The sequence below is a fragment of the Streptococcus sp. HMSC072D07 genome (assembly GCF_001814835.1).
Classification (GTDB): Bacteria; Bacillota; Bacilli; order Lactobacillales; family Streptococcaceae; genus Streptococcus.
Genome location: NZ_KV818064.1, coordinates 1 through 20,958 on the forward strand (window position 1 = coordinate 1; position 20,958 = coordinate 20,958).

Sequence of the window (20,958 nt, forward strand, 5' to 3'; positions counted from 1 at the left end):
TGGACCAGCTCATTACCCTTCAACAGCGTGAGCTAGAGTTAATGAGGTTATAGCGCCCCTTAGACAAAACACAGAAATTGGGTAAGAAATAAAGAACCGATTTCTTATGCGATCGGTTCTTTATGCCTTAATGATAGTGTCCAGATAAGTATTTGTTATCTGGACACCCTCCGCCTATGTTGCGCATGATTGCTTTGACTGCTATCTACTTCAATAGTGATATTCTGCACGCCTCTTTCTTCTAAACATTGACGCACCACTTCTTTGGTTTCCATCATCTGTTCCCAGTCCTCGATACAGATGTGGACAATAGCATTGTTCTCTAGACCGTCCATGGACCAAATGCTAAGTTGGTTAACACTGTTGACATTGGTCAGAGCCTCTATATCCTTCTCCAGATCACTTGTCTCGACCCCTTCTGGCACAGCATCTAGGAAAATCTTCAGTGCGCTCCAAAAGCGAGGAATGGCTTTCGACAGAATAAAGATAGAAATAACCAGCGATAAAAGCGGATCGAGGATATACCAATCTGTAAATCGGAGGATAATCGCCATTAGGATGACAGCCAGCCAACCAAGGGTGTCTTCCAAAAAATGCAAGCTAAGAATTGACTCGTTCTTTGTCTTTCCTTTACGAACTACCAGACTAGCTAGCACATTAATAGCCACTGCAATGATTCCCAGCCATAGGATACCATTTTCATTAACGGGTTGAGGGTGAACGATCTTTGTGACATTTTCCAAGATCACTAGGACAGACCCTATCATAAGAATCACAGCCGTTAGCATGGCCCCTAAAAGACTAAAGCGTTTGTAACCCAAGGTGTACTGTCTATCTTCTTCACGATTGGAAATCGTTTCTAAAAGGGCTGAGATGCCAATGGCCATAGCATCTCCCAGGTCGTGAACAGAATCAGCAAGAACTGCACTCGAACCAAAGATTCCTCCTGCTATAAACTCAACAATCGCATAGCTTAAATTTAAGAAAAAAGCTAACCAGATAGATGTTTTAGAACTCATTTCTCTCCCTCCTTTGGTATAATGGGTATATACATACTTCTTTCATTTGTATTATCTAATAAAATTCAAAGAAAGGATAGAAGCAAACTGTAAACTATGTTCAGTTCTGAACAGTTTGTCTCAAGTGTCTATATGCCAAAAAGAGACCGTCGGGTTAGTAAGACGAAAAAAGCTATCTATCAAGCTTTTTTACAACTTTTGAACGACAAGGGCTATGATGCCACTACTGTCCAGGATATCATTGACCTAGCAGATGTTGGACGTTCTACTTTTTACTGTCACTATGAAAGTAAGGAACTCCTTTTAGATGAGCTCTGTCGCTACCTCTTTCATCATCTCTTTGAAAGGGAAGAACACTTTACTACCGAGGACTACCTCGCACATATCTTTTTACATTTTCAGAAAAACCAGGACCATGTCACCAGTCTCCTTTTTTCTAAAAACGACTACTTCCTCCGCCAACTACACAAGGAACTCGAACACCACGTTTATCCCATGGTGGCGGATGACTTGCAAGAGGCCTATCCAAACATTCCGGCCTCCTACCTCCAGCATTTTGTTGTGACGAACTTTATCGAGACCCTAACTTGGTGGCTAAAAAAAGGAAAATCTTATACCGAAGAGCAAGTGGTGAGATTTTACCTTGATGTAATGGAGATGACCTCTACAACTCCACTTGATAACTAAGCCTGAAACTCAGAAAGGAACCAACTATGTTAACTTCGATGATTCTAGGAATACTAACAATTGTACTAGCTCTCGCCTTCTCATTGCTTCACCTTGCTGCTGCCTTTTCAGCCATGAAACAAAAGAACTACAGTTTGGGAAACAAGTGTATCTTGGTCGGCAGTTGTCTCACCTCTTTGGCTCTAGCTATCTTTTACTTCGTCCCACTTGCAACCATTCTTCTATGGATTGTGGGCTCGAGTATCGTCTGCTATGGTGCCTACTGGAACGGCCAACAGAAAGAAAAACAACATATCTCGCACCACATCGTTCGTATAACGACCGCTATTATCATTACGGTATTATTCATTTTGCTCTAACACAAAAAAAGGATCATCTGATCCTTTTTTTACTTTTTTAAGCGCTTTTTGCTGCCTTGCTCCACTGATACCACCCAACTAGACTATTGATGAGATAAATTAGGTATTTCCCTTGGATTTGCAGGCTTTCTCCCCACCAGAGATAGATTGAAAAGACATTGGTAGAAGCCCAGAATATCCATTGTTCACGGTAAACAGCTGTCATGAGGATTTGCCCAACCCCATTGGTCGCATCGGTGATGGAATCGCGATAAGGACGATTGGCTCCGATAGACTGATAAATGAATCCAAAGGCCAACCACCAAAGAACACTAACGGAAAGATACTTGGTCCAACCCTTGCCGTCCAGTTTACGCGCGACAAACTCCTACTTTTCTTTCTTGAACTGTGCTTGGTAGATCCACACTAGAAGTCCAATTGGCTGCATAATTGTAAAATAGAGAGTTGTTAAAACCTCACCATAGAAGCCTTTTTGAAGGGCAAGCACCAGATAAATGATGGAATTAATCAAACCAAATAGGTAGTTACTAGCACGACCTTCAGCTTCTCAAAGAGCAGAAAAAAGGTTAGTAAGGCTTGAGAGATGAATCATTTTAAAGGCAAACAATTCCAACAAGACGTCATCATTGTCGCTGTTGGTTATTACCTACGTTACAATCTGAGCTATCGTGAAGTTCAGGAATTGCTTTATGACCGTGGAATAAATGTTTGTCACACTACGATTTATCGGTGGGTTCAAGAATACAGTAAAATCCTCTATCATCTCTGGAAAAAGAAAAATAAACAGTCCTTCTATTCGTGGAAAATGGATGAAACCTATATCAAAATTAAGGGGCGTTGGCATTATCTCTATCGAGCGATTGATGCGGACGGTTTAACATTGGATATCTGGTTACGAAAGAAACGTCGAGCAGACGATAACAGCTATAAGTTAGAAGATACCGCCTATCAAGAAGATAAAGCACGCAAAGCAGAAACCGAAGATAAGCTAGCTATTGAAGCAATGAAAAGCAAGTACACCACGCTATTGCTAGAAAATATGTTGCTAAGTCCGTTTGAAATGCAAGATACAAAAATCATGGCAGAATTGCAAGTCCATGTTTACCCCCTCTATGACGAACTGAAAGAATTAAGAGGGCTAAATAGTGTTAAAGACCACTTGTCTTATGTTGCCAGCAGACGTGAAGAATATTCTAAGCATAATATCGCACGCTACCTCAAAAAAGTCATTGAACAATATCTACCAACGGTTAAAAGGCAGGACTTAAACCATGAGTGAAGACTTAAAAACGATCAAAGAGCTGGCGGATGAGTTGAGTGTTACAAAACAAAATATTCAATATCACTACCAAAGGTTACCAAAAGAATTACAGCTTAAAAGTTCCAATGGGTCTAATCTAATAAATTCTAAAGCAGAAAAAATAATTTTAGGTAAAGTAGAAAGTAGTAGCAAATCAAATACCAAAGACCAACAAATAAGTAGCAAAGACCAACAAATAGAAAAACTAACTAATTTGTTAGACCAGTAACAACGATTAGCCTTGCAAGATAAAAAGTTGCTAGAAGAATACAAGGCGGAAAATGATAACTTAAAAGCCCTCAAAATGCCCTCACAGGAAACAGAATTCAAACACTTAGACAATCAATATAAAGATGAAGTGAACGCTCTTAAAGAGAAGTTGGAAAATTTACAGGAACAAATCAAAGATCAAAAAAGGATAGAAGAACAAGAAAAACCAATAAAATGGTGGGGACTATGGCGAAAATAGATGATTCAGTTAAAAAGAAAGTTCCAGAATTGCGATTTAAAGGATTCACGGATGAATGGGAACAGCGTAAGTTGGGAGACGAAGTTCGAATAGTGATGGGACAGTCTCCTAATTCAGAAAATTATACTGATGATCCTAATGGGCGCTAAAAATGCGAAGACCTATGAAGACCTATTTTGTATTAGTCAAACAAAAAATCCAAAAGAAATGGTATATGATTATGACCATGAAACAAAGTAAAATCAAACCGAGTGATCTGAGGAAGCACCCGATGATCATGAAACGTTATTAAACACAAAAGTCACCCATGTGAGTTCTTGCCAGAAGCTGAAGTTAATCCTTCAACCTGGAAAACCCGCAGAGGTGACTTTTTCTATACATCTCGATTTTTCTGGCAATAATCATTAACCGATAAATATGTCTGTGAATCACCCAGCGACTCCGCTATGTCCATAATCCGCGGTGGTAGTAATCCCACTCGCTGGACAAGTTCGTGATTGCTGAACAATTCCCGTGGACTGCCGGCGAAGCCAAACTTCCCGTGTTCCATAACATACACCGATTCAAACTCGGCGGCGACCCAATCCATGTCATGGGTGATGGTCACAACTTGGTGGCCCGAATCAGCCAACTGATGGAAAATTGCGGTCAACTTGCGCCGGCTTTCCCAATCAAGCGACATCATCGGCTCATCAAATAAATAAATCGCCGGATCCACTGCCAAAACTGTGGCAACGCTCAACAGCTTGCGTTCCGACAATGACAGGTCATATGGACTTTCAGCTGTTTTATCATCCAAGCCAACTCTTTTTAGAGCCGCTAAAGCCCGCCTCGTAATCGTGTCGTGGTCATCTATGACCTGCGCGACATTCCACTCCACCTCTCGTTGAACGGTCGGGTTGAAAAGCTGATCGTCAGGATTCTGAAAAGTAATCCCAACCTTCAGTAACTTTTCGACTGGTTTAAGATCATTAAAATTTTCTCCATCGATCTTAATCACACCGGTTTGTGGTGTCAGCAAACCCGTCAACAATTTGAAGAGCGTTGATTTGCCGGCACCATTTTGGCCGACAATCGCCACCATCGGATCGGCGAAGTGTTTGTCTTCAACATCCAAGCTAAAGGACCGTTCCGGATAAGTGAACGTCAGGTGGCTCAGTTCAATTGTGGACATAACGAACCTCCTTCAGATCAGCGTAATTCACTGGATACCGGCCATCAGCCAAGTGCCAATCCATTTTTTGAGCAAGTTGCTGGATTGTCGGGGCTGGAATCTGCCAGTCAGCTGCCAAATGATTAAACACCTCACCCGGCCTGCCCTGGGCTACCATTTGACCCTCGTGCAGCACCCACACAACGTCGGCGACTTCGCACAAATCGTCAATTTCACTGGTGACAATGAAGACAGTCGTCTCTTTGACTTGGGCCAGCCATTGGAAAAATTGCCGGCGGCCAAGGGGATCCATCTCACTGGTCGGATCATCCATAATCAAAACAGCCGGATTAGCCACAATCGCCGTGGCAATTGCCAACCGCTGGATCTGACCACCGGAAAGGCTCTCGGGACGCAAATTCAGCTGTTCAATCAGCCCCATTTGCGTGGCAACTTCTTCAACCCGTTTTTGAATCAGTCCTTCAGCCATTCCCTGATTAATCAAGTCAAAGGCGATTTCATCGGCAACCGTGTCTGCCAACCCGCTTAGTTGGCCAGCTGGATTTTGCAGTACAACTCCATTCATGGCATTATAAACGGGCCAATTGTCAGACACTCGCTGGCCAAACATGTGCCAATCGCCCTCAATCTCAGCAGACACAATTTTGGGAATGACCCCTGCCAGCACACGGCACAAAGTCGATTTGCCGGAGTGGCTATTCCCGATAATCCCAACCACCTGGCCGGTATGAACCTCCGCGTTAATCTGACGCAGTTGTGGTTGCTCAGTACCCGGATAACGGGTGGTCAAATTTTCAATTACAATCCGTTTATCTTCGTCCATATCTTCCACCCAATCAATAAAATTGCCAATCCAGTCAGACCAATGTGCAGCGTCCGCGACAGGCGATACACGCGCTGGGAGGTTCTGACAGTCCGGTTGAGATTATCAAAACCTCTCAGTTGGAGAGAAATCGACCGCGTCATCGATTGATCCAAGGTCTTAATCACCAATGGAATTAGAACCGGCAGGACTGACTTTAATTTCTGAATCAACGTTTTTTGCGGATTGGTTCCGCGAACTTTTTGTGCCTGCTGGATTTTCCGCATATTGCGCATCATTTCCGGCAAAATATAACACACCGACATCAGAACGTAGACGGTTTTATAAGACAATCCGGACAGTTCCAAATAGGCCGCGTTTTCTGAAATACTCGTGGTCACCATAAAAAAGCCACTGGTCAAAATAATCACCAATACTCGACAACCCAGAGTGGTGGCGTAAATCAGGCCCTCTTTGTAGAACGACACCCCAAGCACAGAAAACAGCACAGTTTGATTCCGACTGTAAAATAACCCTTGGATGATCAGCATGGTGCAAATCAGAAACAGGCTGAATCCCAGCGCCTTAAAGGTGGTAGAACTCAATTTGGAAAATAACAATAGCAGTGTTGCGACAAGAATTAATCCGGCCTGAAGCAATAAATTCATACTGGCAAAGCTCAACAACGTCATGTCCAAGATGAACAAGAGCTTAGTAATCGGATCGATCACCTGGTACCATTTGAGCTTGACCCGTGGCGCTCCAGAAATCAATGTTTTATCAGTCATCATTTATCATCGCTAAAGAAGTGCACCATCCGCTTCGGCAGCTGACGATAGATGAAGAATGCCAGGTAGGCCACGCAGACTTTATCCAAAATATCCAAGACAAACTCATCGATAAATGAGGCCAGCCACACTGGTGCATGATTGGCGACCATTACCGCAAACAATGAGTCACCCCAAGCGATACCGGTCTGACCACCCCAAAAGATGACGTTGAGTGGCGTTGAAATGACAGCTGAAACGATGGCAATAATAATAGCAGAAACAAATACTCGTCGCGCTGACGAGAACCACCCATTGGCGTGCAAAACTCCGACAGCAATCCCAATTCCGATGCTGGTAATCGCATACACGGTTGAAATTGGCGATAAGGTCAGCCCATAGATCACGTTGTTGATGAAACCACTAATGGCACCGGCAACCGGCCCAGCCAACATGCTGGTAAGAAAGGTTCCCAAAGACCCCAGCCAAACGGGCAACTTTAACCCCTCCGCCAAGGCTTTGGCAACATAGTTAATCCCCACGGCAGCGGGAATCAAAGTCATGGTGGCAGCACTTAACTTAAATTTCCACATACTGGTACGATGAATCGGTTCTGTTTTCATAATCTTCTCCTTTTGTTTTTAAAGAGCCGTGTCTGGATAGACTTTCGGACGCAACGCTCTATTATATATCTACTGAACTGTCTATACACAAGATTTCCATCCTTAGTCGACATGAGCTGGAAATCCTGATTTGTTAAGTAGTTCACAACACATTATACACCTATTTTGTGAATAGTCAAGTGTATTTACAGTAAAAATCTAGAAAATCCCGAAAATTTCCTCTTATACTCTTCGAAAATCAAATTCAAACTACGTCAGCGTCGCCTTACCGTATATATGTTACTGACTTCGTCAGTTCTATCTACAACCTCAAAGCTGTGCTTTGAGCAACCTGCGGCTAGCTTCCTAGTTTGCTCTTTGATTTTCATTGAGTATTATTTTCCATTTTAAATGACATTTAGTAACTCTAATATCAAAAAAGCCCAGACAAGATTGTCTGAGCATTTTTCTATATGGTCGTTTAGCCAAAGTTGAGTTTGCTATTCTCAAGCTATTTCTTCAACAAACCTTGTTCTTGTAAAAACTCCTTGGCTACTTGTTCTGCTGACTTGCCTTCAACGCCGACTTGGTAGTTGAGCTGGCTCATCTGGCTTTCAGTAATTTTACCAGCCAATTTATTGAGAACTGTCTCCAACTCAGGATGTTTCTTGAGAAGAGCTTCTTTCATGAGTGGCGCTCCTTGATAAGGTGGGAAGAGTTGCTTGTCATCTTCCAAGACCTGCAAATCATAACGCGCCAATTCTGCATCTGTCGAATAGGCATCTGTGATTTGAATATCGCCTGACTGAATTGCCTGATAGCGAAGAGCTGGCTCCATGGTCGCTACGTTGAGATTGAGACCATACATTGATTGCAAGCCCTTATTTCCATCTTCACGGTCATTAAATTCGAGTGTAAAGCCTGCCTTCAGCTGCCCTTCCACTTTTTTCAAGTCCGAAATGGTCTTCAAGCCATATTCTTGAGCAATCTTTTTCGGAACAGCTACAGCGTAGGTATTTTGATAAGACATGGGTTTGAGATAGGCAAGATGATCTTGTTTGGCAATGCCATCACGCGCCACCTGATAAACCTGATCCGGATCATGACCTACCTTGGGTGATGGCTGAAGCAAACTTTCAGTCACCGTACCGGTAAATTCAGGATAGATATCAATATCCCCTTTTTTCAGAGCTTCATAGAGGAAGCTTGTTTTCCCAAAATTCGGCTTAACAGTCGCAGTCATACTGGTATTTTCTTCAATCAGCAATTTATACATATTGGCCAAAATTTCGGGTTCTGGTCCCAATTTTCCAGCAATCACCAAGTTTTCTTTCTCTTTTTGAGCTAAGAGGGCTGGACTATAAGACAGACCGAGCAATATAGTCACCAAGGCAAAACCAGAGAAAATCGTTCTCAATTTTGCTTTTTCCATCACTTTTAGTAGGAAGTTAAAGGCAATGGCCAGCACTGCAGAAGAAAGGGCCCCAATCAAAATCAGACTAGTATTATTGCGGTCAATTCCCAAAAGGATAAAGGAACCCAGTCCCCCTGCACCAATCAAGGCAGCCAAGGTTGCCGTACCGATAATCAAGACCGCTGCCGTCCGAATCCCAGACATAATGACAGGCATGGCAAGTGGAATTTCAAACTTCTTGAGACGCTCCCACCTGGTCATCCCAAAGGCAATCCCAGCCTCTTGTAGACTTGGATCAATTCCCTTTAGCCCAGTGATGGTATTTTGCAAAATTGGGAAAATCGCATAGATCACTAGAGCCGTCAAAGCAGGCAAGGTCCCAATTCCCATCAAAGGGATAAAGAGCCCCAACAAGGCTAGAGACGGGATGGTCTGGAAAATCCCTGCAATCTGCAAGACCCAGTCCGCCAACTTCTCATGATATCGAAGATAAACAGCCAAGGGAATAGCAATAAAAATAGCTAGTAATAAGGTCAAAAGTGACAACTGCAAATGTTGAGATAGAGCTGTTACCCAATCACCAAAACGATCCTGAAAAGTTGATATCAAATTAGTCATGAACACTACCTCCAAACAAGTCTGCTACAAAGTCTGTTGCAGGAGCCTTTAATATCGTCTCAGGATTCGCCACCTGACGAATCTCTCCATCCTGCAAGACAGCAATACGGTCCGCCAATTTCAAAGCTTCATCCGTATCATGGGTCACAAAAATCGTTGTCATTCCAAACTCTTTATGCAATTCTTTCGTCAAAACCTGTAGCTGTTTTCTAGAAATAGCATCCAAGGCTGAAAAGGGCTCATCCATGAGGAGAATCTTAGGCTGACCAATCATAGCACGGACAATACCAACCCGTTGCTGTTCTCCACCAGATAATTCACTCGGAAGTCGATGCCCATACTCAGCCACTGGTAAACCAACTTTAGCCAAAAGCTCTTCTGTTTTCTTCGCAATGTCTTCCTTAGTCCAGCCCTTCATCTCCGGAATGAGGGCAATATTTTCCGCAACCGTTAGATTGGGAAACAGAGCAATGGCCTGTAAAACATAACCAGTAGAAAGACGAAGCTCACGCTCATCATAGTCTTTGATGCGCTTACCATCCATGTATATATTTCCATCAGTTGGTTCCAAAAGACGGTTAATCATCTTGATCATGGTCGTCTTACCAGACCCAGAAGGCCCAACTAAAACCATGAACTCCCCATTCTCAATCTGTAAATTGACATCTCTCAAAACATCTTTTTCTGTATAGCGTAGCGCTACATTTTTGTATTCAATCATTCTTTGTCCTCAATTTAAAATTTTCCTCGGTTGGTCAAGTTACCAACCTTTTAATAACTAATTTACCCCACTCTAAACCTCATTTTCCTTCTCTTTCAGATTAGCCAAAATTCTTTCTTGAAAACCTTCAAACTGACGAATTTCTTCCTCTGAAAATCCTTTGTAACAGATAGTATCCAATCTCTGACTGACACGTTGCCCAACTTCTTTCTGGGACTTGCCCAACTCTGTTAAAACTAAATACTTCTTACGCTTATCTTCTCCACACGGACTGACAGTTATAAGATTTTGCTCCTCTAACTTTTTTATCATAGTCGTCAACGTATTATTAGCAAGCCCAGTCGCAAGCGCAATATCTGTCGCAGTTGCACAGCCCGTCTTACTATTCCATAAAACCGCTAAAATCTTTCCCTGCTCACTCCGATAAAGAGAGTCAGGGTCTTGTCTCAGTAACTTTTGAAAAAGCCGCCCATTCAACAAACGAATATGATGGGCTACCAAATGACAATATTTCATGAAACCTCCAATTTATTTCTATATCGATACGAATAAAAAACATTATAATACTTATTATTCCAATTGTCAACTATTTCGATTTAGAACTAATTTTTCTCAGTAAAAAATCTCCTACTCAAGGTAGAAGATTTCAATCTTATAAACTTAATCCGTCATGTCTGATACCAAGGTTCGACGCTCCAATGGAATACTGCACATAACTAACAAGAAAATGAAACCTGACTGAATCCAGAAAAGGGCCAAGTCAAAGATTCCATGCACAGCAACCACTGTAAGGAAAGATAGATAAAGACCGATAATTGGACGTTTCCCCGACTCCTGACTCATATCCATCATCAAACGAACAGGAGCAACAGAAGACAAAGCTAATAAAATGGTTCCCACAATTCCGTAACTCAGAATCGTATCAATATAAAGGCTGTGAGCATGTTCATGATAAGGAGCATTTATCCGAGGATAAGAGTGCATATAGGTCAATGGCCCCTCCCCCCAAAAAGGATTTTGCTTAAACAAGGCCATCCCAGCATCCCAGATAGAAATGCGTTCTTCCATAGAGGAATCTAAAGTCCCCATCCGAACTCCCAAATCACTAGAAAAAAGGAAACTCAAGCCAATCGCAAAGACCCCGATACTAAGCCAAAAGGCCTTCCAGTTTTTAATGGTTGTAAAGAGATAAATGATGGCTCCAGCGATAATAGCAGGAAAGGCAGTTCGATTTTGAGTAAAGTTCAATCCAAAGAGATTAACAAAGCCTGCAATCACACAGAATACCTTCAACCAATTCAACTTGGTCGTTGTAAAGAGATAGAAGGCAATCATGATACAGAAACAACAAATAATTCCATAGTAATTAGGATTAAAAAAGGTCACTTCTGCCCGATTCTGATGCCATACCTGCATATTGGGCGAAAGAAAGGCATAGTTAAATTTCTTTACAATTTGGAAATGCTCCAAAGTAGCAAAAGCCGCAGAGAGCACACTACCAAACAAGATTGTCTGCAGTATCAGTCGAAAGAAAGCATGTGTCAGACGTTTCTGGTAGAAACTAAAGAAAATGAGGAAGAGAAACATCAGTAAAGATGCAACCAATCCAAGCCAGTTCTTGGCGACGATGGAAATGATACTACTGTAGGCAATAAAAAAGAGAAGTACAGGATGTTTGGCTAATCCTTTGATAATTCCCTTCATCTCCCCAGTAACAAGTAAACCTATCAAATATAAAGCAAAGAGGGCTAAGAACAAATAAAAAGGTAAAAAGATACTTATGATCATCAAATACAAAAAGAAATCTTTTTTCGAAAGCCCTCTTATCTTATCCAGTAATCCAATTGATTTCAAAACGGATCCTTTCTGTTCTGGATTTCTCCAGAAGATAAATGCTAAACTATCTTTATATTCTACCATTTTTTCCGTCATTTGGGAACAATGAACACGTTTTCACAACAAAAAAACTCTTTCATTAATATAGCACTAGAACTGAATTTTTCTGCCGTTTTCCACTACTTGATAGGTCTGACTTTGTAAATCAATTTCTGCTACTGCTGTTACGGACTTGTCTTTATTTTGACGTTTGATTACAATGCTGTGAGCTGTTGGTGTTTCCACCTCTATAGTTCCTTCTAGATCAAAGGCCTCTGACCGATTACGGAAAGAAAATAGATTGAGAAGGGCCTTCACCACAGGACGTTGAACTTCTTCTGCTATTTCCTCATTGCTATAGTAATGACGATTAATATTTCGACCTTCTTTGGTTTCTTCTAACAATTTCAAGTCATTTTTTCCTGCTAATAGACCCACATAGTAAACCTGAGGAATGCCTGGAGCAAAAGCTTGAATCAGACGAGCTAGGAAATACTTGACATCATCATCTCCAAGCGCAGAATAGTAGGTTGAATTGATTTGGTAGATATCTAAATTGTTATACTCGGCACTAGAGTACTTCCGTTTGACATTCGCTCCAACCTTATAGAGCTCATTTGAAGCATAGTCAATTTCCTCATCGGTCAGGATATCTTTGACATCCACCACTCCAATTCCATCATGGGTATCTAGTGTCGTAAATTGCTTCATCGGGCTCATCTTCAACCACTTGGCCAAGCGCTCTGTTCTGGAACTGTAAAGAGTATAAAGAGTCACCATTGAAAGGGCAAAATCGTAAACATAGTAATCATGGTCCGCTATTTTAAACTGAATCGAATAGTGTTCATGAATCTCAGGTAAGAGCTCTGTCCCATACTCAGCAGCGATATCTCGAACTCTGTCCAATAAATTCCAAATATCTGGTTCCACAAAGAAATCATTGGTATCCAATTTCTTCACTGCATAAGCAAAGGCATCTAGACGAATCAAATCACACCCGTTACTTGCTAGATGTTGAATCGTCTTACGGATGAATCTCATCGTTACTTCTTTGGTCACATCAAGATCAATCTGCTCCTCACCAAAGGTATTCCACAAATGTTCCACTGAACCATCTGCAAAAACAATCTCTTGCTTTGGTGCACGATCCTTACGCTTGTAGATTAAATCTACGTCAGACTGTGTCGGACGGTTCTCTGGCCAAAACTTATCCCAGTTTAAAAAGAGATCCTTAAATTCACTGGCTTCATGTTTTTCTTGATAGTCCCTATAATACTTAGATTGACGAGAAATATGATTAATCATAAAGTCAAACATAAGATAATATTTCTCACCTAAACGCTTAACATCCTCCCAATCACCAAACGCTGGATCCACTTCATCATAGTCAACTGGTGCAAATCCACGATCTCCTGTTGACGGGAAAAATGGTAGAAGGTGAACTCCCCCAATAGCATCGCCAAAATGTTCTTCCAAATTCTCATACAAGTCTTTAAGGTTATTTCCAAGACTATCTGAGTAAGTAATCAACATGGTTTTATTTTGAATGGTCATAGATGGTCTCCTTTTTCTGATGAAAGCCAAGTCTTATATGACCTGGCTTCGTAAATGAAAGATATTTTTAGGTTTTTGTTCATATTGAACTCGTACTACTATAGACTGCAAGCAACTAAGTACTACTTTCTTTTTTCTACATAGAATTGTAAACAAGCTGAACTGTTCCTCTATGTATGGAATTATAAATTCCCTAAGCACTTTCTTACTTCACTGCCCCGTTACTCATTCCTGAAATGATATGTTTTTGGAAGATGAGGTAGACAATGGTTATCGTTACAATTCCCACAATATAAGATGCAAAACTTGGACCATAGTCATTGAAGTACTGACCTTGGTAGTTGTATTGGAAGAGAGGTAAAGTCCACATCTTGGAATCCTTATTCAGAATCAAGAGTGGCAACATAAAGTCATTCCAGAACCAGAGAGCATTGATAATCAAAGTTGTCGCATGCATGGGCTTCAACATTGGAAAAATGATTCGACGATAAATTGTAAAACGATCAGCCCCATCAATTTCCGCAGCTTCGTCCAAACTATCTGGTACACTGATTTTTATATAACCAACATACAAGAAGAGAGTCTGTGGAATAGCATAAGTTAGGTAGAGTATTACTAGCCCCCACATATTTGCTAGACCGAGTTTACTCATCATAACTGTGATGGGAATCATAATCACCTGAAATGGAACAAATATCCCTAAAATCAAGAGCGAATACATAATTGCAAAGGCTTTTTTCTTGGACATATTTCGAGCAATGGAATAAGCTGCAGCTGGTATAAAGAAAGCCACTACAATCAATGATAACACCGTAATAACTGCTGAATTCCAGAAATAGCCTCCAATTCCATCCGAAATCAATCGTTCATAATTACTCAACGTAAAAGGATTGGGCAAACTAAAGAAATGATTCATGATATCCTTAGTTGTCTTGAAAGAACTAAATACTGTTACCAACAAAGGAACAAGTATAAGAATACCACCGACTATCAAGAGGACGTATTTCCAAAACTGATTCAATTTTTCTTCTTTTTTCATGTGTAGGACTCCTCTATTAGATTTCAAATTTCTTTGATAGCTTGATTTGGATAATAGAAACAATTCCAATAATTAAGAATAAAATCAAGGCAATTGCATTCGCATATCCATATTGATTACTCTTGAAAGCATAGTTGTAGACTAACAGTCCAAGAGACGTTGTAGCATTATTTGGACCACCACTCGTCAAGGCAAAAATTTGGTCAAAAGCTGTCAAACCAGACTTAAGAGCCAAGATAAAAACCATTGAGATCGTTGGCAATAAATAGGGCAATTCAATCTTCCAAAAGGTTTGTTTACTTGTTGCACCATCAATTGATGCTGCCTCTAAAATATCATTTGGAATACTCTGAAGACCAGCAAGAAAGAGAATGATTGGCATAGCTACTCCTTGCCATAGAAGAACAAAAATAGTTGCCACTACCGCTCCAACTGGTGTCCCCAATAGACTCTCTTGTAAAAAGCTAATTCCTAAAATTTTTCCAATCGTTGGAAGACCATAGTTGAAGAATTGTTTAAAAATCAAGGAAACTGTCAAACCAGACAAAACAGCCGGGAAAAAGAACCAAGCTCTAAAGAAGGTCTGCCCCTTCATCTTAGAATTTAAGGCTCGTGCCACAACCATCCCAATCGTAATCTCTCCAATAATCAATGCCAGAGTTAAAATCAAAGTAAAGGCTATGGCTGTGAAGAATTTCCCATCAATCATCAGCAATTTGTAGTTATTTAAACCAACAAATTTATAATTATAGGTCAATCCAGTCCAGTTAGTCAAACTATAGAAAGCACCTTGTACCATTGGAAAGTAAAAGAAGATAGCTTGTAAAGCAAGCGGGATGAGCAAAAATGTCCAACCCCAGTATTTATTTAAAAATTTTCGAATAGCCATATCATCTTAACTCCTATTCTAGTCCAAATCTGCCTTCATTGGATTAAAGAAAGCATTGAGATTGTTTGCCATATTTTTCAGATTTTTATCCATCAGGTAACCTGCACTTAGATTAAAAAAGTCTTCTTCAGAGTTCCAGCGTTGGCCCAACCAAACATAATGTTTGTCCGTAAAAGCCAGTTTAGAAATAGCTGCAAGCGCTGAATCTTCTTTTTCCTGTATGCCTTTTACCGCAACAGGTGATCCATCTACATCATAGTATGACTGCATAGCTTTTGGACTAGTCATATAGCTGATAAATTCTTCGGTTTCCTTAGGGTGTTTGGTAGTAGCTGAAGTTGATAATGCCATATCCCCTGCACCAACAGTGACTTCTTTTCCTACTTCTTCTCCAGGAAAAGCAAACATCCCCACCTCAAATTTTGGATCCTGTTGATTAATTGCCGCTAATGCCCATGATCCTTGTGGCATCATCAAAGCTTTTTCACTCGAAAATGCTACCACCGCATCATTATAAGAGGCACCACGCCAACCATCTTGAGCATTATCTGCTAATAAATCGAGTCGTTCTGCATCTGCTTTTAAAATAGCATCATCTGCAGAAATAGCATTTGGTTTTGAAAAGCGAAGGTAGTTATTAGCCGCGTCTCCACTACCCGTAAGAGTAATGAGAGAAAGTTGGTGGTAACCATTTAATGTCCAGCCTTCATTGCCCGCAACCGCAAATGGAGAATTCCCACTATCTTTTATCTTTTTAACAATCTCTTGAAATTCTTTAAAAGTCTTCGGTTCCTCAAGTCCTAATTCTTTAAACTTCGTTTTATTGTAATAGATTCCATAAAGGTTGGCCGTTAAAGGCACACTATAAATCTTGTTATTGATTGCATACTTTTCAGCATAGTCATTCTTGATGTTCTCAAGATAGGGTTTTCCTGTCATATCCGCAAAATAACCTGCCTTCGCCCACTCCTGAAAATCCATATTTTGAGGATAGATATTAATAATATCTGGAACATCTCCTGATAAAATCCGAGTCTTTAGAACAATTCCAGCTGAAGGTACTGTAGTCAGCTTCACATCAATATTAGGGTGTTCCTTCTCAAAATCATCCACTATCTTTTGCAAGGTATCTGCCATCTCGGTCTTCTGGTTAAAAAACTCAATCGTTACCTTGCCATCAGTTGATTGATTGTTCTGACCACAAGCCACGAGGCCTAGTAAACTTGCCCCAGCTACTAAAAGAAAACCTGCTTTCTTATACCATTTCATTGGAATGCCTCCTTGATAAATTTATACGCTTTTATTATAGTCTTTTGAATTTATACTGTCTACTCAAAAAATCTCCTGGTGATAAGGTAACAGTTAAACCTGCATACATGAGCTCTGCACCCGAGTAAACAATGTTTGTCCCTTCCAGCTCATAAAGCCCTTCCACTTCTAAGTCTTTCAGTTTCAAGGTGGTTTCCATTGTTTCCACAACTGACAGGACTCGGACGTAGGTCACAATCGTTTGATTTTCATAGTTAAATTGTACAGCTGCTTCATTGGATTCAGCATCGGGATTGATTAACCTATACTGATTCCCCAACTGGACTACTGGTCGCAATTCTTTATACAAGTTCACCTGATTAGCAATCTCAGCCTTCTCTTCATCTGATAAACTTGTCAAATCAAGCTCATACCCCAGATTTCCCATCATTGCTACATGACCACGAGTTTCCAATGGTGTCATTCGTCCCATCTGATGATTTGGTACTGCTGACACATGAGCCCCCATGGAAATGGTTGGATAGAGATAGGATGAACCGTATTGGATTGGTAAACGTGCAATAGCATCAGTATTATCACTAGCCCAGACTTGTGGGAAATAACGCATCATACCAAGATCATTTCGTCCACCACCACCAGAGCAGGACTCAAAGAGAATATGACTGTGTTTCTCTGTCAGATAAGAAACGAGTTCGTAAAGCCCCAACATATATTGATGAGATTGCATCTGGGTTTCCAGATAAACTGAACCATTCCCCAGATTAGTGATATTGCGGTTCATATCCCATTTGATGTAGTCAATTTTATGATGAGAGAGGAGTTCATCTAAAACATTTTTCAAATATTCTATTACCTGGGGATTGGCAAGATTAAGTACTAATTGATTTCGAGAGTAAATATGATCATATCCTGAAACCTGAATAGCCCAGTCAGGATGTTTACGATACAAGTCGCTATCAACAGAAATCATCTCAGGTTCTAACCAAAGCCCAAACTGCAAACCTCTTTCATGGATCGCTGAAATCAGACTTTCTAGACTTCCACCCAGCTTTTTCTCATTAACAACCCAATCACCTAAAGCACGATTATCATCAAAGCGATTACCAAACCACCCATCATCTAATACAAAAAGTTCTATTCCAACTTTCTTAGCTTCATCAGCTAGTTCTAACAGTTTTTCTCTCTGAAAGTCAAAGTAGGTAGCTTCCCAGTTATTGATAAGAATTGGACGCTCTTTTTTAGAAAATTTACTTGGCATAATATGCTTAAGTACAAAATTCTGACTTTCATGACTAATACCCGTTAATCCCTTATCTGAATAAGTCACAAAAGCTACCGGTGTTTCAAAGTTTTCCTTAGGATCTAACTTCCAAGAAAAATTTTCTGGATTAATCCCAATAGCAACCCGAACTTCATTCAATTGATTCTTTTGGACAAAAGCTTCGAAGTTTCCACTATACATCAGTTGTAGAGCAAACACATTCCCAGCATCCTCTGTAACTCCTTTATCACATAACAGAAGAGCTGGTGTTTGAGCATGCCCAGAAGCACCACGGTTCGAACTAATTGAAAAGATTCCTTGTTCTACCTGTTGATGTCGGACAGTCTTTTCACGAGCATAAGCTCCCTGTAAAGTCACTATTTCGTAAGCTGCAGCAGGAAAATCAGCCATAAAAGAAAAGTCCTTATGAATGACAACTTCCTGATTACTATTATTCTCTAATTTACTGTAGCTAGCAATTGTCGCATCATTATTAAAAGCAGTATAATACAAAGTCAGACTAAGTTGAGCCTTAGGATCTTCTAAAATCAAGGCAAGAGTTTCTGTACCATCCATGCTGTGAGGAGAAGGTAAACCCTGTGGACCATTCTGACCTCTTAAAATCTTTGCTTCTACAAATCGAAAGTCTGTTACTTCAGTTGCATCGTGCTGAACCTGTAAAGTTGGTTTTCTAAAGTCACCCAAACCATGTTGTCCAAAAATCTGACGTTGCGTATCCAAACTAAAGGTTCTATTAGTAGCTATTGGATTAGCAGAAAAAGCATGATCGCGTTCGTAAACACTATTAGCCCCTCTATAGTTCTTAATAGTCTTTCCTAAATGTTTTAATAATAAGAACCCATCCCTATTTTCAATAATCAAACTTAAACCTTTACTCTCAACGTAAAATAGATTATTCTCTATCCGAATTCCCATAAATTGCACCTCATCGATTTCCTGATAAAATTTTAGCAAATAAAAGCGCTTTCTAAAATAGAAAAATGTCTCTAAAGTATGGTAAAATGTTAGGTAGGAGGTGGCCCATGCTCGTTTTTTCAGAATATCAGACTGGAACAATTGATCTTTCTCTTAGCTTCTACGGTTATGAAGAATGCACGCCCAACTACTCTTTTGGCCCAGCTATTCGAGATACCTATGTACTACATTACATTACTAAAGGAAAAGGTCAGTTCCATTATAAGGGGAAAATTGTTGATTTAAAGACAGGAGATTTCTTTTTACTAAAACCAGATGAATTAACATTCTATCAAGCAGATAGCCAGGATCCTTGGGCTTACTACTGGTTGGGGATCTCCGGAGGAAGGGCACCTGACTACTTTGCTCTATCTCAAATTTCTGACCAATCCTATCTAATCCAATCTGAAACTTGTCATACCCAGACAACTGCAAAACTCATCTCAGATATTGTCCGCTTCGCTCAGATTACAAAATCAAATGAATTGGCTCAACTCCACATCATGGGACAACTCCATGAACTGATGTTTCATCTAGGAACGATTGCTCCCAATCAGAAAAAAGAGAATATTTCATCAACCCACCAACTCTATCTTGACTGCAAACGGTTGATAGATAGTCACTACCCGCAATCACTCACCATTCAAGATTTAGCAAAAGAACTATCGGTTCATAGAAGTTACTTAACTAGTGTGTTTAAAGAATTTCATCAACTCTCTCCAAAAGAGTATCTACTTTACGTTCGGATGCATCGTGCACAACAACTTCTGGAACATACTGAAGAATCAATTAAAGTCATTGCGTACTCTGTCGGATTTTCAGACCCACTCCATTTCTCGAAAGCTTACAAGCAATTTTTTCATAAAACACCCAGCCAGACTCGAAAAGAACTCCCTCACCTCTCCCTAGTTAGAAAGGAAAATTAATGAAATCACACCAACAAGTCTACCAAATACTAGCCAGAGAAAACGACTATGTCAGCGGAGAAAAAATTGGCCAAGAACTGAATCTAAGCCGCACATCCATATGGAAAGCAATCCAACGTCTCCAACAAGAAGGACTCATGATAGACAGTATTAAAAATAGAGGTTACAAGCTGATCCAAGGCGATTTGATATTGCCTGATATAATCCAGGAGAAAACCAACTTAAACATTCTCTACAAACCAGAAACAAAATCCACTCAAACAGATGCAAAAGAAGGGATTGAAGCTGGAAACAAAGGAAATACACTCTATCTTTCAACCTGTCAAACAGCAGGTCGTGGCCGCTTTCAGCGCCCCTACTATTCTCCATCTCAGGGTGGGATCTATATGTCCCTGCATATTCAACCCAATCTTCCCTATGAAAAACTCCCATCCTATACTCTCCTTGTAGCTGCTGCAGTCTACAAAGCCATTAAAAATCTAACTATGATAGAAGTAGATATCAAATGGGTAAATGACATCTACTTTAAAAATAAAAAAATAGCAGGTATCCTCACTGAAGCGATGACATCAGTTGAGACAGGCTTGGTTACAGACGTCATTATCGGACTTGGTATAAATTTTTCTATAGCAGACTTCCCAGATGACCTAAAAGAAAAAGCAGGCAGCCTATTTATGCCACCTGCACCAATTAGTCGTAATAAGCTCATCAGCGAAATATGGAATTGTTTCTACAATACGGATTCAGATGAACTACTTTATATCTATAAAGAAAGATCAATCGTTCTTGGAAAAGAAGTTACCTTCCAGCTAGATGGAAAATTGAAAAAGGGTCTTGCAAAAGAAATCTCAGAATCCGGCCAACTTCAAGTCGAACTTGAAGATAAACATACTATCTGGCTAAATAGCGGAGAAATATCACTAACAAGTTGGTAATAAACAAATCCCCCTTTTAACGATTTAGAAGGGGGATTTGCTTACAAAAAAAGAGCCTAACAGCTCTCTTAACTTACGGAGAATGGGGGATTCGAACCCCCGCGCCGATTACCCGACCTAACGATTTAGCAAACCGTCCTCTTCAGCCTCTTGAGTAATTCTCCTATTAATGGGCACGAGAGGACTCGAACCACCGACCTCACGCTTATCAGGCGTGCGCTCTAACCACCTGAGCTACGCGCCCAAGTTCAAAAACTTGGTATGAACTTTCGTTCAAAGCGGGTGACGAGAATCGAACTCGCG

Annotated in this window: 21 protein-coding genes, 2 tRNA genes and 3 pseudogenes; 9 read left to right on the top strand and 17 right to left on the bottom strand. The window is 40.5% G+C overall.

The window, feature by feature from the left end; genetic code table 11:
* Positions 1–155: 155 nt before the first annotated feature.
* Entirely contained in the window at positions 156–1,019 is an 864-nt protein-coding gene (locus HMPREF2991_RS04540) for a cation diffusion facilitator family transporter (RefSeq protein ID WP_070567005.1), read from the bottom strand.
* A gap of 132 nt (positions 1,020–1,151) precedes the next feature.
* Here HMPREF2991_RS04540 and HMPREF2991_RS04545 point away from each other — a divergent pair, with 132 nt between their 5' ends.
* The gene (locus HMPREF2991_RS04545; protein ID WP_070567034.1) at positions 1,152–1,706 is read left to right on the top strand and encodes a TetR/AcrR family transcriptional regulator; all 555 of its coding nucleotides are present in this window, start codon (positions 1,152–1,154) and stop codon (positions 1,704–1,706) included.
* 26 nt (positions 1,707–1,732) lie between these two features.
* Positions 1,733–2,065, top strand: coding sequence for a hypothetical protein (locus tag HMPREF2991_RS04550; protein WP_042902620.1), 333 nt, complete (start codon positions 1,733–1,735; stop codon positions 2,063–2,065).
* A 37-nt stretch (positions 2,066–2,102) separates the two neighbouring features.
* On the opposite strand, the pseudogene pnuC reads toward HMPREF2991_RS04550, so the two are convergent.
* Positions 2,103–2,609: pseudogene (gene pnuC, locus HMPREF2991_RS04555) on the bottom strand (nicotinamide riboside transporter PnuC); the annotation flags it as partial.
* Positions 2,610–2,648: 39 nt separating this feature from the next.
* Between pnuC and HMPREF2991_RS11405 the strand changes: the two are divergent.
* From HMPREF2991_RS11405 to HMPREF2991_RS10930, 5 genes and pseudogenes are all read left to right on the top strand, one after another.
* Positions 2,649–2,999, top strand: a pseudogene (locus HMPREF2991_RS11405) (IS6 family transposase); the annotation flags it as partial.
* 24 nt (positions 3,000–3,023) lie between these two features.
* Positions 3,024–3,344 (top strand): annotated as a pseudogene (locus tag HMPREF2991_RS11410) (DNA replication protein); the annotation flags it as partial.
* Positions 3,337–3,594, top strand: a complete 258-nt coding sequence (locus tag HMPREF2991_RS04565; protein ID WP_001287840.1) for a plasmid replication protein — start codon at positions 3,337–3,339, stop codon at positions 3,592–3,594. The pseudogene HMPREF2991_RS11410 and the gene HMPREF2991_RS04565, both read left to right, overlap by 8 nt.
* A 12-nt stretch (positions 3,595–3,606) precedes the next feature.
* Positions 3,607–3,834, top strand: a complete 228-nt coding sequence (locus HMPREF2991_RS04570) for a hypothetical protein (protein WP_001152920.1) — start codon at positions 3,607–3,609, stop codon at positions 3,832–3,834.
* Positions 3,822–3,983 carry a hypothetical protein gene (locus HMPREF2991_RS10930; RefSeq protein ID WP_001062367.1) on the top strand — a complete coding sequence of 54 codons (162 nt, stop codon included), beginning with the start codon at positions 3,822–3,824 and terminating at the stop codon, positions 3,981–3,983. Before HMPREF2991_RS04570 ends, HMPREF2991_RS10930 begins: the two co-directional genes overlap by 13 nt.
* 224 nt (positions 3,984–4,207) lie before the next feature.
* Here the strand turns inward: HMPREF2991_RS10930 and HMPREF2991_RS04575 are convergent, their stop codons facing one another.
* The 13 genes from HMPREF2991_RS04575 to HMPREF2991_RS04635 all read right to left on the bottom strand — a co-directional run bounded on the left by HMPREF2991_RS04575 (position 4,208) and on the right by HMPREF2991_RS04635 (position 18,755).
* Complete coding sequence (locus HMPREF2991_RS04575; RefSeq protein WP_049478413.1) at positions 4,208–5,008, bottom strand: energy-coupling factor ABC transporter ATP-binding protein; 801 nt, start codon at positions 5,006–5,008, stop codon at positions 4,208–4,210.
* The gene (locus tag HMPREF2991_RS04580) at positions 4,995–5,831 is read right to left on the bottom strand and encodes an ABC transporter ATP-binding protein (RefSeq protein ID WP_000343048.1); all 837 of its coding nucleotides are present in this window, start codon (positions 5,829–5,831) and stop codon (positions 4,995–4,997) included. The genes HMPREF2991_RS04575 and HMPREF2991_RS04580 overlap by 14 nt, the downstream gene beginning before the upstream one ends.
* Complete coding sequence (locus HMPREF2991_RS04585; protein ID WP_000130448.1) at positions 5,807–6,598, bottom strand: energy-coupling factor transporter transmembrane component T; 792 nt, start codon at positions 6,596–6,598, stop codon at positions 5,807–5,809. Before HMPREF2991_RS04585 ends, HMPREF2991_RS04580 begins: the two co-directional genes overlap by 25 nt.
* The gene (locus HMPREF2991_RS04590; protein WP_000846126.1) at positions 6,598–7,200 is read right to left on the bottom strand and encodes a hypothetical protein; all 603 of its coding nucleotides are present in this window, start codon (positions 7,198–7,200) and stop codon (positions 6,598–6,600) included. Before HMPREF2991_RS04590 ends, HMPREF2991_RS04585 begins: the two co-directional genes overlap by 1 nt.
* A 490-nt stretch (positions 7,201–7,690) precedes the next feature.
* Positions 7,691–9,211, bottom strand: coding sequence for an ABC transporter permease/substrate-binding protein (locus HMPREF2991_RS04595; protein ID WP_070683601.1), 1,521 nt, complete (start codon positions 9,209–9,211; stop codon positions 7,691–7,693).
* Positions 9,204–9,932 (bottom strand): ATP-binding cassette domain-containing protein, encoded by a 729-nt coding sequence (locus tag HMPREF2991_RS04600; protein ID WP_070567018.1) that lies wholly within the window; start codon positions 9,930–9,932, stop codon positions 9,204–9,206. Before HMPREF2991_RS04600 ends, HMPREF2991_RS04595 begins: the two co-directional genes overlap by 8 nt.
* Positions 9,933–10,004: 72 nt before the next feature.
* The gene (locus HMPREF2991_RS04605) at positions 10,005–10,448 is read right to left on the bottom strand and encodes a MarR family winged helix-turn-helix transcriptional regulator (protein ID WP_070567021.1); all 444 of its coding nucleotides are present in this window, start codon (positions 10,446–10,448) and stop codon (positions 10,005–10,007) included.
* Between the two features lie 144 nt (positions 10,449–10,592).
* Complete coding sequence (locus HMPREF2991_RS04610; protein WP_008289123.1) at positions 10,593–11,786, bottom strand: O-antigen ligase family protein; 1,194 nt, start codon at positions 11,784–11,786, stop codon at positions 10,593–10,595.
* Between the two features lie 132 nt (positions 11,787–11,918).
* Complete coding sequence (gtfA, locus tag HMPREF2991_RS04615; RefSeq protein ID WP_070567024.1) at positions 11,919–13,361, bottom strand: sucrose phosphorylase; 1,443 nt, start codon at positions 13,359–13,361, stop codon at positions 11,919–11,921.
* Positions 13,362–13,566: 205 nt separating this feature from the next.
* Entirely contained in the window at positions 13,567–14,400 is an 834-nt protein-coding gene (locus HMPREF2991_RS04620) for a carbohydrate ABC transporter permease (protein ID WP_000711270.1), read from the bottom strand.
* Between the two features lie 16 nt (positions 14,401–14,416).
* Positions 14,417–15,289: a carbohydrate ABC transporter permease gene (locus tag HMPREF2991_RS04625; RefSeq protein WP_070683603.1), complete on the bottom strand. Its 873-nt coding sequence runs from the start codon at positions 15,287–15,289 to the stop codon at positions 14,417–14,419.
* Between the two features lie 18 nt (positions 15,290–15,307).
* A complete protein-coding gene (locus tag HMPREF2991_RS04630) occupies positions 15,308–16,558 on the bottom strand; it encodes an extracellular solute-binding protein (RefSeq protein ID WP_042902609.1) in 1,251 nt (416 codons plus the stop codon).
* 34 nt (positions 16,559–16,592) lie between these two features.
* Entirely contained in the window at positions 16,593–18,755 is a 2,163-nt protein-coding gene (locus HMPREF2991_RS04635; protein ID WP_070683605.1) for an alpha-galactosidase, read from the bottom strand.
* Positions 18,756–18,862: 107 nt separating this feature from the next.
* Between HMPREF2991_RS04635 and HMPREF2991_RS04640 the strand changes: the two genes are divergently transcribed.
* Both HMPREF2991_RS04640 and birA read left to right on the top strand, forming a co-directional pair.
* On the top strand, positions 18,863–19,720 hold the full coding sequence (locus tag HMPREF2991_RS04640; protein WP_049489593.1) for an AraC family transcriptional regulator: 858 nt from the start codon (positions 18,863–18,865) through the stop codon (positions 19,718–19,720).
* Positions 19,720–20,655, top strand: coding sequence for a bifunctional biotin--[acetyl-CoA-carboxylase] ligase/biotin operon repressor BirA (gene birA, locus HMPREF2991_RS04645; RefSeq protein ID WP_049489592.1), 936 nt, complete (start codon positions 19,720–19,722; stop codon positions 20,653–20,655). The genes HMPREF2991_RS04640 and birA overlap by 1 nt, the downstream gene beginning before the upstream one ends.
* A gap of 76 nt (positions 20,656–20,731) precedes the next feature.
* On the opposite strand, the gene HMPREF2991_RS04650 is transcribed toward birA, so the two are convergent.
* Both HMPREF2991_RS04650 and HMPREF2991_RS04655 read right to left on the bottom strand, forming a co-directional pair.
* Positions 20,732–20,819, bottom strand: a tRNA-Ser gene (locus HMPREF2991_RS04650).
* A 6-nt stretch (positions 20,820–20,825) separates the two neighbouring features.
* Positions 20,826–20,899 (bottom strand) — tRNA-Ile (locus tag HMPREF2991_RS04655).
* Positions 20,900–20,958 lie beyond the last annotated feature (59 nt).

What these genes read in the sequence shown, in the direction of transcription:
- HMPREF2991_RS04630 (WP_042902609.1), bottom strand. Translation starts at nt 16,558, where the DNA reads ATGAAATGGTATAAGAAAGCAGGTTTTCTTTTAGTAGCTGGGGCAAGT.
- HMPREF2991_RS04540 (WP_070567005.1), bottom strand. Translation starts at nt 1,019, where the DNA reads ATGAGTTCTAAAACATCTATCTGGTTAGCTTTTTTCTTAAATTTAAGC.
- HMPREF2991_RS10930 (WP_001062367.1), top strand. Translation starts at nt 3,822, where the DNA reads ATGGCGAAAATAGATGATTCAGTTAAAAAGAAAGTTCCAGAATTGCGA.
- HMPREF2991_RS04545 (WP_070567034.1), top strand. Translation starts at nt 1,152, where the DNA reads ATGCCAAAAAGAGACCGTCGGGTTAGTAAGACGAAAAAAGCTATCTAT.
- gtfA (WP_070567024.1), bottom strand. Translation starts at nt 13,361, where the DNA reads ATGACCATTCAAAATAAAACCATGTTGATTACTTACTCAGATAGTCTT.
- HMPREF2991_RS04605 (WP_070567021.1), bottom strand. Translation starts at nt 10,448, where the DNA reads ATGAAATATTGTCATTTGGTAGCCCATCATATTCGTTTGTTGAATGGG.
- HMPREF2991_RS04590 (WP_000846126.1), bottom strand. Translation starts at nt 7,200, where the DNA reads ATGAAAACAGAACCGATTCATCGTACCAGTATGTGGAAATTTAAGTTA.
- HMPREF2991_RS04620 (WP_000711270.1), bottom strand. Translation starts at nt 14,400, where the DNA reads ATGAAAAAAGAAGAAAAATTGAATCAGTTTTGGAAATACGTCCTCTTG.
- HMPREF2991_RS04635 (WP_070683605.1), bottom strand. Translation starts at nt 18,755, where the DNA reads ATGGGAATTCGGATAGAGAATAATCTATTTTACGTTGAGAGTAAAGGT.
- HMPREF2991_RS04575 (WP_049478413.1), bottom strand. Translation starts at nt 5,008, where the DNA reads ATGTCCACAATTGAACTGAGCCACCTGACGTTCACTTATCCGGAACGG.
- HMPREF2991_RS04595 (WP_070683601.1), bottom strand. Translation starts at nt 9,211, where the DNA reads ATGACTAATTTGATATCAACTTTTCAGGATCGTTTTGGTGATTGGGTA.
- HMPREF2991_RS04640 (WP_049489593.1), top strand. Translation starts at nt 18,863, where the DNA reads ATGCTCGTTTTTTCAGAATATCAGACTGGAACAATTGATCTTTCTCTT.
- HMPREF2991_RS04625 (WP_070683603.1), bottom strand. Translation starts at nt 15,289, where the DNA reads ATGGCTATTCGAAAATTTTTAAATAAATACTGGGGTTGGACATTTTTG.
- HMPREF2991_RS04580 (WP_000343048.1), bottom strand. Translation starts at nt 5,831, where the DNA reads ATGGACGAAGATAAACGGATTGTAATTGAAAATTTGACCACCCGTTAT.
- birA (WP_049489592.1), top strand. Translation starts at nt 19,720, where the DNA reads ATGAAATCACACCAACAAGTCTACCAAATACTAGCCAGAGAAAACGAC.
- HMPREF2991_RS04585 (WP_000130448.1), bottom strand. Translation starts at nt 6,598, where the DNA reads ATGACTGATAAAACATTGATTTCTGGAGCGCCACGGGTCAAGCTCAAA.
- HMPREF2991_RS04550 (WP_042902620.1), top strand. Translation starts at nt 1,733, where the DNA reads ATGTTAACTTCGATGATTCTAGGAATACTAACAATTGTACTAGCTCTC.
- HMPREF2991_RS04600 (WP_070567018.1), bottom strand. Translation starts at nt 9,932, where the DNA reads ATGATTGAATACAAAAATGTAGCGCTACGCTATACAGAAAAAGATGTT.
- HMPREF2991_RS04565 (WP_001287840.1), top strand. Translation starts at nt 3,337, where the DNA reads ATGAGTGAAGACTTAAAAACGATCAAAGAGCTGGCGGATGAGTTGAGT.